At 35.8% G+C, this 10,864-nt stretch carries 12 protein-coding genes and 1 pseudogene; 12 read left to right on the top strand and 1 reads right to left on the bottom strand.

Annotation, left to right across the window (positions count from 1 at the left end; translation table 11 throughout):
* Position 1 precedes the first annotated feature (1 nt).
* From M1V25_RS04335 to M1V25_RS04390, 12 genes are all read left to right on the top strand, one after another.
* Entirely contained in the window at positions 2-532 is a 531-nt protein-coding gene (locus M1V25_RS04335) for a TIGR00645 family protein (RefSeq protein WP_116963618.1), read from the top strand.
* A gap of 198 nt (positions 533-730) precedes the next feature.
* Positions 731-1,156, top strand: a complete 426-nt coding sequence (locus M1V25_RS04340; protein ID WP_116963619.1) for a SufE family protein — start codon at positions 731-733, stop codon at positions 1,154-1,156.
* Positions 1,134-1,898 (top strand): uroporphyrinogen-III synthase, encoded by a 765-nt coding sequence (locus M1V25_RS04345; RefSeq protein ID WP_498842535.1) that lies wholly within the window; start codon positions 1,134-1,136, stop codon positions 1,896-1,898. The genes M1V25_RS04340 and M1V25_RS04345 overlap by 23 nt, the downstream gene beginning before the upstream one ends.
* Positions 1,892-3,145 (top strand): hypothetical protein, encoded by a 1,254-nt coding sequence (locus tag M1V25_RS04350; protein ID WP_116963621.1) that lies wholly within the window; start codon positions 1,892-1,894, stop codon positions 3,143-3,145. Before M1V25_RS04345 ends, M1V25_RS04350 begins: the two co-directional genes overlap by 7 nt.
* The gene (locus M1V25_RS04355) at positions 3,142-4,314 is read left to right on the top strand and encodes a hypothetical protein (protein WP_116963622.1); all 1,173 of its coding nucleotides are present in this window, start codon (positions 3,142-3,144) and stop codon (positions 4,312-4,314) included. The genes M1V25_RS04350 and M1V25_RS04355 overlap by 4 nt, the downstream gene beginning before the upstream one ends.
* Positions 4,311-5,087, top strand: coding sequence for an MBL fold metallo-hydrolase (locus M1V25_RS04360; protein ID WP_498842536.1), 777 nt, complete (start codon positions 4,311-4,313; stop codon positions 5,085-5,087). Before M1V25_RS04355 ends, M1V25_RS04360 begins: the two co-directional genes overlap by 4 nt.
* A complete protein-coding gene (gene mazG / locus M1V25_RS04365; RefSeq protein ID WP_116963624.1) occupies positions 5,077-5,850 on the top strand; it encodes a nucleoside triphosphate pyrophosphohydrolase in 774 nt (257 codons plus the stop codon). The genes M1V25_RS04360 and mazG overlap by 11 nt, the downstream gene beginning before the upstream one ends.
* Before the next feature lie 13 nt (positions 5,851-5,863).
* Positions 5,864-7,348 carry an ATP-binding protein gene (locus M1V25_RS04370; protein ID WP_116963625.1) on the top strand — a complete coding sequence of 495 codons (1,485 nt, stop codon included), beginning with the start codon at positions 5,864-5,866 and terminating at the stop codon, positions 7,346-7,348.
* A gap of 133 nt (positions 7,349-7,481) precedes the next feature.
* Positions 7,482-8,498, top strand: coding sequence for a succinylglutamate desuccinylase/aspartoacylase family protein (locus M1V25_RS04375; RefSeq protein ID WP_498842537.1), 1,017 nt, complete (start codon positions 7,482-7,484; stop codon positions 8,496-8,498).
* Between the two features lie 5 nt (positions 8,499-8,503).
* Complete coding sequence (locus M1V25_RS04380; protein ID WP_116963627.1) at positions 8,504-9,778, top strand: MFS transporter; 1,275 nt, start codon at positions 8,504-8,506, stop codon at positions 9,776-9,778.
* A 77-nt stretch (positions 9,779-9,855) separates the two neighbouring features.
* Positions 9,856-10,200, top strand: a complete 345-nt coding sequence (locus M1V25_RS04385; RefSeq protein ID WP_157966577.1) for a hypothetical protein — start codon at positions 9,856-9,858, stop codon at positions 10,198-10,200.
* 95 nt (positions 10,201-10,295) lie between these two features.
* A complete protein-coding gene (locus M1V25_RS04390; RefSeq protein ID WP_498842538.1) occupies positions 10,296-10,742 on the top strand; it encodes a hypothetical protein in 447 nt (148 codons plus the stop codon).
* A gap of 15 nt (positions 10,743-10,757) precedes the next feature.
* Here M1V25_RS04390 and M1V25_RS04395 read toward each other — a convergent pair.
* Positions 10,758-10,864, bottom strand: a pseudogene (locus M1V25_RS04395) (IS5/IS1182 family transposase); the annotation flags it as partial.

Below are 10,864 nucleotides of genomic sequence, written 5' to 3' on the forward strand. Positions count from 1 at the left end.
AATGTTAAAACGAAGTGCTGATAAACTCAGTAAGCTTGAAGTTTTTCTTGAGCGTGCCATTTTTGCAAGTCGCTGGATTCAAGCGCCAATTTACCTTATTTTAGTATTGGTTTTGCTTGCTTTTGTTTATCAAATGGCAAGCGAAGTTTTACACCTTTTTATGACGATAAAGAGCTTAGCACCGCATGAGCTGATTGTGCTTGGTTTGACTTTGTGTGATACCGTTTTGGTGGCAAACTTAATCGTGATTGTAATTATCAGTGGCTATGAGAATTTTGTCTCAAAAATCGACGTTGAACACAAATCAGGTGAACCTATTTGGATTAAACGCTTGTCACATACGGGTGTTAAGCTTAAAATTGCAGGATCAATTGTGGCAATTTCCTCTATTTCATTACTTAAGCAATTTTTGGATATTCCACAGTTATCGAACCGTGATTTGATGTGGTATGTATTATTGCACTTAACTTTTTTAGTTTCAGCGTTAATATTGGTATTTGTAGGTCTGTTAGAGAAAAAAATAAAAGAATAGTTTAGACGGTTAATAAACCCTCTATCACCTAAAGAAAATAAAAAGCATTCCGTTTGTGCTTTGACCGCTATCATTCTATAAGCTATAAGCATAGCTTTATATGAAGTCACTATAAGTAACATTGATTAAATGATTAAGCGTACATAATAAGTAAACGTTATTGCCAATGTGCCTTACATAATAAACACGAGTGAAAATATGAATATAATGGAACGACAACAGGCTTTGATTGATGACTTTAATTTTTTTGACGATTGGAGTGATAAATATGCCTATTTGATTGGTTTAGGCAAGAATTTAGAACCTTTCCCAGAGAGTAAAAAAGATGAAGCACACATGGTTAAAGGTTGTCAGTCACAAGTGTGGTTTGATGCGCAGTTGCAACAAGGCAAGCTTATGTTTCATGGTATCAGTGATGCCGCAATTGTATCGGGTTTAATTGGATTGCTATTGCAAGTTTATAGCGATGCCTTTCCTCATGAAATTCTTGATTCTACTACTGATTTTATGACAGAAATTGGATTGGCTAAACACCTAAGTCCAACACGTAATAATGGATTATATGCCATGATCAACTATATCTATAGTACGGCACAAAAATATGTCGATGCAACAACCCCCTAAAGTTATTGTCTGCCGACCTGAGCCCAAAGCAACTGAACTTGTGGAGCAATTAAATAAATGTGATATAAGTGCAGTTGTTATTGAGCCTTTTATAATCAATTATTTGCCTTTTGAGCTTAATGCAATTGATAGGGTGACAGATATGATCTTTACGAGTACCTTTGCTGTTGAAGCTTTCTTCCACCAAATGGTGCCTGTTGATATGCTTGACGACAAAAAAATATGGGCGATTGGTGAGGCGACCAAGGCTAAGCTTAAAGCGTTTGGGTTAAGTGCAATCGCGCCGCAACATGCTGACTCAGAGGGACTACTTGAAGTGATGGATTATAGCGCAGATGTATTATCTAAAGGGCACTTTTTGATTGTGAAAGGCGAAGGAGGACGCGAGTATTTAGCATATGCTTTAGCAAACAAAGTCAAAAAATTAACAATGGTGGACTGTTATCGGCGCGTATTCGTGAGTAAGCATGATTTAGTGCAACAATTGCAATCTATCGACTCTCAAACAGCGCCTTGCGTTATTCTCTATACTAGCTTTGATGCCATGCAAGCAACGATGGCGATGTTTGATCTGTACCCTAGTTGGCGCAATGAATCTATCGTTACTGTAACAAATACCCGAATGTTAAGCTGGGCTAAATGCCAAGGTTTTGTTAAATTATATTTGTTAGAGAAATTGAGCAACGATGCGCTTATAAACACACTTATGACACTGCTCAAAAAAGGGATGGTAAGATGGTAAATGAAACGACTAAGCATGATGAGGATCCAACAGCGCAACAAACACAAAACACTGATGTGCCATTAACACATATTAAAGAGCGGCAAGCGCTTTTAATAGAGGAACCTGATGTGTCCAAACTTATAAAAGATAAGCTCTATAGATCAAGCGGGCGAGGATATACTTTTATTGTGTTATTAGCCATTGGTATTGCGCTATGTGGATTGGGGGTAGGTCTATTTGCATTGTATAAGCAGCAAAGTTATAACGCGGTATTGCAAGAATTCGTCAGTGTCGAACAAATGCCAACCAAGATAGATGATAGTGTTGTTAAAGCTTTGCAAAATAAGCTTAATACTCAAGATATGCTGATGAATAAGCAGCAAGACGCATTAACTGTATTACAAGCACAACAAACAAAGCAAAAATCAGAAATAGATAATGCATTAAAAGCAAACGATCTTAATCAGGTCGAGCTTGCACAAAAACTTAGCCAATTACAGCAAAGCTATTTATTGCCAACTACTGAGTTAAGTAAGCAAATTCAGCTTATGCGCAAACAAACACTCATCCTAAACCTAGCGTTTGCTAAACAAGCATGGCAAGTTCTAGGCAGCACAACACAAACTCTATTTTTCATTAATCAAGCAAAATCGATACTTATTAACATCGATCAAGCTGGTGGATGGTTTCCCAAACTTGATGCCATTGCCACAGAATTACAAAATAGTGTAAGTATTGAAGATAACTTCATCAAGATCTCTACTTTGCAAGCTCTACTTCTAAAATTAAAATCGTTACCACCTATTGCTCTAGATCAAACTAATAAAGCAACTGCTGTAGTGCAATCAAATGCAGCTGATGAAAGTTGGAGCAAGGCGATTGATGTTTTATGGCAGCAAGTAAAATCGCTTATTCAAGTACAAAAACTCACAAATGACAATAGCGTTTTACTTGCTCAAAATGCGCATTTTAAAATACTGGCAAATTTATATGAATTATTACTTGAGCTTAAAATTGCACTTCTGAATAACGATGCCCCATTGTTGCAAACCATTAAAGAAACATTGGATAAAAATATCCTCAGTTACTTTGCTGATGATCAAACAAGGCAAGCTGCACTTGCGCTAATTGCACAAATTAAAGTTACACCTGCTAAGATAAATGATGAAATTGATCAATTAATCACATCCATTCAACAAAACTCGGTTGAAACGACTACACCACAAATGAATTTTCCACAAGAACCACAAGGTAAGCTATCATGAAAAAGGTAGCATGGTTAATATTGATTTGTGCTTTAGCAGTACTTGGCAGTCTGTCGGTATTGTATCATCCTGGTGTGGTTGCTTTTTTTGTCGATGATACTTTGATTAAACTGCCGTTATGGTTATTCATCGTTATTATTGTTGTGGGACTTACTATTTTAGGTTTTGTTTATCATTTACTTAAGGTAGTTGTGTTTACGCCAAGACATTGGTGGCAAACCTTGCACATGCGTAAAAAAAAGAAACTCAATATATTACTTGTTGAAATGCAAAAAGCCTATTTATTACAAGATCAACGCTATATTGATAAACATAAAGCGCAAGCTAAGCTTGATACTCCCGAGGTTGGTGAAGGGTTGACCATGCTCTATTGGCAAAGTCTTTACGATGCAGGTAAATATAAAGAATTACAAAGTATTTTACTTGCGCTAAAAAGACAGATGGAACTTGAGTTTATTTGGCGTTATTATCAAGCGATGATTTTCGTTAAGGTTGCTGAATATGGCGAAGCGTTGGCACTGTTGCAGGGTTTAATCGAACAAGAACCACGTAGCAAAAGCCTTATTCATACACTTATCATCTGTCAGATTGAACAAAAACAATCTATCATTGCTCGAAATACGATTGTTAAATATCAACATTTATTCAGCTTGGATGAGCTTAATCACTATTTTGAACAGATTTTAATGTCTGTGGTAAGCTACAATGATTTAAGTGAAATTTGGCAAGGCTTGCCAAAACGTTGTCGTATAACGAGTGGGCTTGACTGTGTATACTTTAAACGACTAGCAGCTTTTGTACCTCTTGCTGATTTTAGAGAGCAAATTCAAAAGGAGCTAACACATCGACTTAGATTTGAACTGGTATTGCTTTATTTAAATAAACTAAAAGATCAAAGAGCGTATGAATTTATAAAAGCATGTTGGCTTAAACAAAATGATGGTGATTTAGATCAATTAAATTTGTTGTTGCTAACACAAGCGCTTGTTTATCAGGATTGGGAATTTATGGAAACACATATAGATCGACTACAACGCACAAAGCTTACGACTCAAGAGGAGGTAAAATATTTACTGTTACGCTCAAAATTTTGTGAGCATCAATCTATGCCAAATCAAGCACATAAGCTTTTAGCTGAAGTAGAACAGCTATTATTGGAGTTAAAATGATCTATGTTAAACGTTGGTATTTAAACAATTCGCTGAGAAATTATAATTATTCGTTGGTAAATGATGTCAGTCAAACAGCTTTAATTATTGATCCTACTTTGGTTGATCATTTTGTTCAATTTTGTGAACAAAATGCACTTAAACCAGAGGCGATTTTATTGACACATGAACATGGTGATCACGTTGGCGCTGCTGTTTCTTTGAAAGAAAAATATCAGCTTCCAATTTATGCCCATTTCTATGAGTTTAGGGGAGTTCGGGTTGATTATGTTATAACAGACGGTGAAAACTTAAGCTTTTCAACCGCAGACTGCACGGTGATGGCATGTCCTGGGCATACGGCATCACACGTAAGTTTTTATGTTCAGGAACAAGGGCTTTTGTTTTGTGGTGATACGATTTTTACAGCGGGGGTAGGGAATCTAAAAGATAGTACAGCTGATGTGAATGCGCTTTATGAGAGTATTTTGCGCTTGGTGAGTTTACCAGGTTTAGTGAAGCTTTATCCAGCACACGATTATTTTGAAAATAATTTGTTATTTGCTCAAAGTATTGATGCTCATGATCAAGCATTTCAAATCTGGTATAAAAAAGTAAAGGATGTTCCAGCTGAAGACAAGCCGATCACCAGTATTCAAGATGAAAAATCGATGAATATCTTTTTGCGTACGCATGAACCCAATTTACAGCATATTTTACAGCGATCTAATAGAAAAGTGATAGATGCTAAATCAGCTTTTTGTGAATTAAGGGCACGTAAAGATGTCTTCTGATTACTATCCGTTATCGGATTTACTTCATGTCATGCAGGTGATGCGTGATGAAGAAAAAGGATGTGCTTGGACAAGGTCACAAACTTGGTATTCATTAACGGAACACACCTTAGAAGAAGCATATGAATTGGTCGATGCGATTGAGCACAAAAATGCAATTGACGTTAAATACGAGCTTGCTGATCTATTAAATCAAGTAATTTTTTATGCCCAAATTGCGAAAGAGCAAAAACTATTTGATTTTAATGATATCGTTCATGTTTTAACGGATAAACTCATTCGACGTCATCCGGATGTTTTTGGCGATGGTCAAATACGAGAAATTGAACTATTGGAAAAACAATGGCAACAAATCAAGCAAAAAGAGCGTGGTGAGCGCCAAAGTGAACTTGATGAGATTGCACTTAACTTACCTGCGTTAAGTATGGCAAAAAAATTACAGATGAGAGCTTCAGCTGTAGGTTTTGACTGGGATAATATTGAGGATGTCTTTGATAAACTGGTCAGTGAAGTCAATGAACTTAAACAAGTACTAAAAGTAGATGAAAAAAAAGCACAAGAAGAATTGGGAGATTTAATGTTTAGTTGTGTAAATTTAGCACGCCATTTAAAAGCAGATCCCGAAATGCTTTTGCGTGGGGCAAATAAAAAATTCGAACGGCGTTTTCGCGGTATTGAAATTGCTTTAAAAGAAAAAAAACGCCATATACGTGATGTAAGTCTTGATGAGTTAAATGCACTGTGGGAAGCTCAAAAAAAGTGATAAGTAGCAGATAATGAAGAATATTAATTATTTCACTTTTTTAAACAATCGACTGTCAATTCAGAAATTTTTGAGTATTTGTCTTATTTTATTGATTACTTGTTCAATCTTTATTTTAGGGATTTTCAATTATTATAAAATGCGTCAACAAAATGAAGATTTGTTTAAAATGCAGATGGTTAATAGTGCGAATGCAATTGATGCTTTGTTATCTGCAGCAGTAAAAGATAGTTCTAAGCGTCAACTTAGTGATTTGTTGAAATCTAATTCATTGACCATGCTTGATAACATCGCTGATAACCTAAAGCCAAAAGTTGCGCAATTTGATAATGTTTATCAAGACTCATTTGCTTTTCAAGTTTATGATCGACGCAATGGTAATCTATTGTTGCATTCTACTGGCTCGCCAGAGATGTCAACTTTTCAAAAAGGTACATTAGATACTTTTCAAACCATGAACTTAAAAACAGCAAAAGGTATGCAAGCATGGAATATGTTTAGTATCAATAGTCGTTACCAACCTTATCGTATTGTGGTTTTGGTGAGCTCTGACTTCAAGCATCAGATGTTTTTAAATCTATTTCGTAGTGCGATATGGGATTTAGTTATCTTGTACGTATTTTTATTGTTTTCGATATTTGTTATTGTGCAATTAGCCTTGCGTCCACTATCGGATATTCGTCGTGCTATTGCGGTAAAAGATCCACGTAAACCGGAACCCATTGCCATTAAAACTGCACCACCTGAAGTGCTACCACTTTTAAATCAGCTGAATACTTTGTTTCAAAAAATTAGCAAGGTACTAGACCGTGAAAAGCGCTTTGCTAGTGATGCTGCACATGAGCTTAAAACACCGCTTGCTGCACTTAAAACTCAGGCAGAAGTAGCTCTAAACTTAAATGATATAGATGAAATCAAAAAAAAGATTGCGAATATCATCAGTGGAGCAGATCGCTATTTTTATATTATTGATCAACTTTTAACCTTAAGTCGCTTAGAACCACAACAAGACTTACCCAATAAACAGCAAGTCAATGCAAATATTGTAGCTGAGAATCAACTAGCAGATTTAGCGTTGTTAGCGCTGCATAAAAACATTGATTTACAATTTATGCCAAGCAAAGAGTCTGCCTATGTTTTTGCTAGCGAAGCACTACTTGGTGTCCTTTTTCGAAACCTCATTGATAATGCAATTCGCTATACGCAAGCCTCAGGTAAGGTGACCTTATATAGTTATGTCACTAAAGACACAGTGATTTTTGAAGTCGTCGATAATGGCATAGGTATAGCAGAAGATAAGCAAAAAAGGATTTTTGATCGATTTTATCGAGAAGTCGGGACAGGTCAGGCTGGAAGTGGTTTAGGCTTATCAATTGCAAAGGAAATTGTGCGTTTACATGATGGTCAAATTAGTGCCCGCACATCAGAAGGTGGGCAGGGATTGACTCTAATGGTAAGCTTTCCTTATTGCAAGGTTACAACACTAATATCTACATAAGGGCGAAGCGTTGGGCAAGTAGCAAGGGTCGCGTGTATGGGATGACGATAGACTTGGCTTAAGGTTGAAAGCACTTATTAATCAATGTTAGGATGGTTTTTATGAATCAGGATAGAAAAGAGAAATAAGCACGATGAAAAACACGAGTTTTAAGATTTGTGATGTTAATGTATCTCCTGGGGAAAAAGCAACTTTGGCACTCCCATTACCAGAGCAGTATTCCTGTTCCCCGATGTATATGCCAATAAAAGTGATCAATGGACAACAAAAAGGTGAGTGCTTGTTGGTGTTTGCGATGACAGATGGCAATGAGTTTAACGGTTTGGAAATCGTTAACCAGTTGTTTGATGATATATCAGCGAATGAAATAGCAGGAACACTCATTACCATTCCAGTATTAAACGTTTATGGTTTAGCGCATTTTCCTGAGTTCACACCAAATGGTATGAAGCTAAGTGACTGCTTTCCAGGAGATGAAAATGGTAATTTTGGTGAACGCATTGCACATGTATTCACTCATGAAATACTAAAAAAAGTGAATTATTGTATAGAGCTGCAAACTGGCTCACTTAATCATGAAATTTTGCCGCAAGTATATTGTAATTTTGATAGTAAAGAAGCAAGAAAACTTGCTCGAGCTTTCCAAGCGCCCGTTATTACTGAAGTGGAAACAAAAATAAGTAGCCTAAGAATGACAGCAGAGAACCTAAACATTCCAGTATTAGTATATGAAGCAGGTGAAGCCATGCGTTTTGATCAGCAAGCAATTCAAGTCGGTTTAGTGGGTGTGAAAAATGTTATGCGTACACTTAAAATGCTAGAGGGAGCAGTGAGTGAGAGTATTGCTTTAGTCTTCTCTAAGGATGATGATTGGATTATTTCCTCCTCATCTGGCGTGTTGCATAGCGATGTGTCTCTTGGTGAGTCGATTACAAAAGGAGAAAAAATTGGTAGACTGTCTGACCCATTTAGTAATGAAAATGCAACGATTATCAAATCCGACCTGGATGGTGTGATCGTTGGAATTAACCGTTCACCTTTGATACGGGAAGGCACGTCTATTTTTAAAGTTGCATCTTTCGTCGACAATGAAAAAGCCAAAGCCATATTGGAAGAATGGCAGGAGACAAAATTTGAGGGAGATGGGTAGAGCAAATGAATCATAATCAGAAAATGAGCCTTATTGGCGTAATTATTTGGATTGTGTGTGCGTTATTTTTTATGTATGAGTTCTTGCTCAGAACGATCTTAGGAACCTTTGAACATACGATTGTTCAAGATTTAAATTTAAATTTGATAAGTTTTGCTATTTTAAGCTCAACAGCATATCAAATGGCATATGGTTTGATGCAGCTTCCTGTTGGTTTTATCACTGATCGCTTTGGTCTTAAGAGAACCTTGTTTTTTGCAACAGTATTTTGCGCTTTTGCGGTGATTGGATTTGGCATGAGCTTAGGCTTTAATAGTGCTTTGATTTTTCGAGTATTAATGGGTATCGGCTCTTCTTTTGGTTTTATCTGTTTGTTAGTTGCAGTTTATGACTGGATGCCGCGCCAACATATTGCTTTATGTATTGGTCTATCACAATTTATCGGAACCATGGGTCCTATGCTTGCAGCCGGTCCTTTAAATGCTTTATCGACACACTCTGAACTCTCTTGGCGATTTATTTTTTATATGCTGGGGGTGGTGGGGCTTATCATTGCAATTATTGCGTTATTAATTGTTCGCAATAATAATGACTATACAGCCAGTTTCCGTATTTTAAAGCGCCCTGAGCCACTTACAAATAGTTTGTTATTGTTAGTGCGTGAACCACAGGTTTGGTATATTGCTCTTTATTCTTCGTGTGTTTACTTTGCAATTGAATATTTTTCTGAAAATAGTGGCAAGGCTTTTTTAATGTTAAATGGCTATAGTTCGACTATTTCTTCGTATATGCTGACAATATCGTGGTTAGGTTATGCAATTGGTTGCCCATTATTAGGATTCTTTTCAGATCGAATGAGTAAGCGTAAGCTTATTATGAATATTGCTGCAATTTGTGTTTTGTCCTCAGCAATTTTTATTACTTATTTCCCATTTAATACAGTTATTACCAGTATTGCATTTTTTTGTTTAGGGGTAGGTGCCAGTGGGCAAAGTATTGGTTTTGCGATTATGGCTGAGCAATGCAATAATAATTACCTGGCTGCGGGATTAGGATTAAATAACGGTATGGTTATGTTGGTTACGTCATTAATGGCACCAGTTATTGGTGGTATGCTATCATGGCTAGCACAAGGGAATGAACTTAGCGTTCAGAATTATCAAACTGGATTCTTGTTGATTCTGATTTTGATGCTAAGCGCTCTCCTTATATCAGTTTTTTTAATTAAAGAGACATTTTGTAAGTCAACCAAAGAAACAACAAAACTCCACTTGAAATGAATATCGATAAAATTGAAATTAAATCTTCACGCTTAAAAACTATCTTGATTGCATTTCTGTTTATAAGTTGTGCACTTATGATTGTTGTACTTTTTCGGCATAGCCTTTTGTATTTAGCTCTGATATTATGGTGGATTGCACTTATTGGTTTTTTGATCGATTGGCGTTATCGTCCAAGGATTAGTTGTCTGACTTTAACAGAGACACAATCACATAAAAAAATGAATATACTCTACGGTCAAAGCTGGATAAATGACGTGAGAATAAAGCGCTATTTGTTTTTGGCTGGTAACATTTACCTTGAATGTGAAATGGGGTTCAAAAACAAGTCTTGCAAAAAAGTAAGTATATGGTTGTTTAAAGATAATTTTTATTCTGCTCAAGATAATTATGCCTTGGTGAGGTTTTTAATGTTAAGTTAATTTCATTAACTGTAAGTTACTTATATGTTAATTTTATTTTAATTTAAATGAATTATTCTTAATGAATTAACATACAAAAAATTGTAATATCGTCGATGAGTATTTTAAAAAGGTTTTTATTTTCAGCCTCATTGTTAATATTATCGAATTTCGTATTTGCTGATTCATATAGTCATATTACTATCAAAATTTATAATAATTCTTATGGCAACTTCGAAGTTGATCAACCACATTTTTATAATGGGCATTTAGATTCGAATCAACCAGAGAAAGGAAATGCATTAATGGCATTTTCTGCAACTTCGCCTGATGGTAGAGGTGGAAACAGCAGAGTATCTGGATTCATTAATATAACATTAAATGGATCAGTTGCATTTAGTTGCGATTTTAATAGGGATATTCATGCAAGCCCAGAGCATTTAGAAGTTAACTGTGATAAAAAGATATCTGATGAAACATATAAAATTAGTGTTGCGGGTGGTGGAAGCGGTGATATAACAATTAGTTACCCAGATACAATTATTCCATTTCATTTTTATTAGAGTTCTTTCCAAACCTCAATTAGTCAATTCAAAGTTGTAAATTCCCGTTATTAAATTAAATCGAAGTCCAAACCTTTTTCGTCTATTCCGATATTTGTCGGCAATAATTTTAAAACGTTTTA

This window comes from Candidatus Nebulibacter yamunensis (assembly GCF_024208055.1).
Classification (GTDB): domain Bacteria; phylum Pseudomonadota; class Gammaproteobacteria; order Francisellales; family Francisellaceae; genus Caedibacter; species Caedibacter lacustris.

What these genes read in the sequence shown, in the direction of transcription:
- mazG (WP_116963624.1), top strand. Translation starts at nt 5,077, where the DNA reads ATGTCTTCTGATTACTATCCGTTATCGGATTTACTTCATGTCATGCAG.
- M1V25_RS04350 (WP_116963621.1), top strand. Translation starts at nt 1,892, where the DNA reads ATGGTAAATGAAACGACTAAGCATGATGAGGATCCAACAGCGCAACAA.
- M1V25_RS04335 (WP_116963618.1), top strand. Translation starts at nt 2, where the DNA reads ATGTTAAAACGAAGTGCTGATAAACTCAGTAAGCTTGAAGTTTTTCTT.
- M1V25_RS04340 (WP_116963619.1), top strand. Translation starts at nt 731, where the DNA reads ATGAATATAATGGAACGACAACAGGCTTTGATTGATGACTTTAATTTT.
- M1V25_RS04375 (WP_498842537.1), top strand. Translation starts at nt 7,482, where the DNA reads ATGAAAAACACGAGTTTTAAGATTTGTGATGTTAATGTATCTCCTGGG.
- M1V25_RS04355 (WP_116963622.1), top strand. Translation starts at nt 3,142, where the DNA reads ATGAAAAAGGTAGCATGGTTAATATTGATTTGTGCTTTAGCAGTACTT.
- M1V25_RS04380 (WP_116963627.1), top strand. Translation starts at nt 8,504, where the DNA reads ATGAATCATAATCAGAAAATGAGCCTTATTGGCGTAATTATTTGGATT.
- M1V25_RS04390 (WP_498842538.1), top strand. Translation starts at nt 10,296, where the DNA reads ATGAGTATTTTAAAAAGGTTTTTATTTTCAGCCTCATTGTTAATATTA.
- M1V25_RS04360 (WP_498842536.1), top strand. Translation starts at nt 4,311, where the DNA reads ATGATCTATGTTAAACGTTGGTATTTAAACAATTCGCTGAGAAATTAT.
- M1V25_RS04370 (WP_116963625.1), top strand. Translation starts at nt 5,864, where the DNA reads ATGAAGAATATTAATTATTTCACTTTTTTAAACAATCGACTGTCAATT.
- M1V25_RS04345 (WP_498842535.1), top strand. Translation starts at nt 1,134, where the DNA reads ATGTCGATGCAACAACCCCCTAAAGTTATTGTCTGCCGACCTGAGCCC.
- M1V25_RS04385 (WP_157966577.1), top strand. Translation starts at nt 9,856, where the DNA reads ATGATTGTTGTACTTTTTCGGCATAGCCTTTTGTATTTAGCTCTGATA.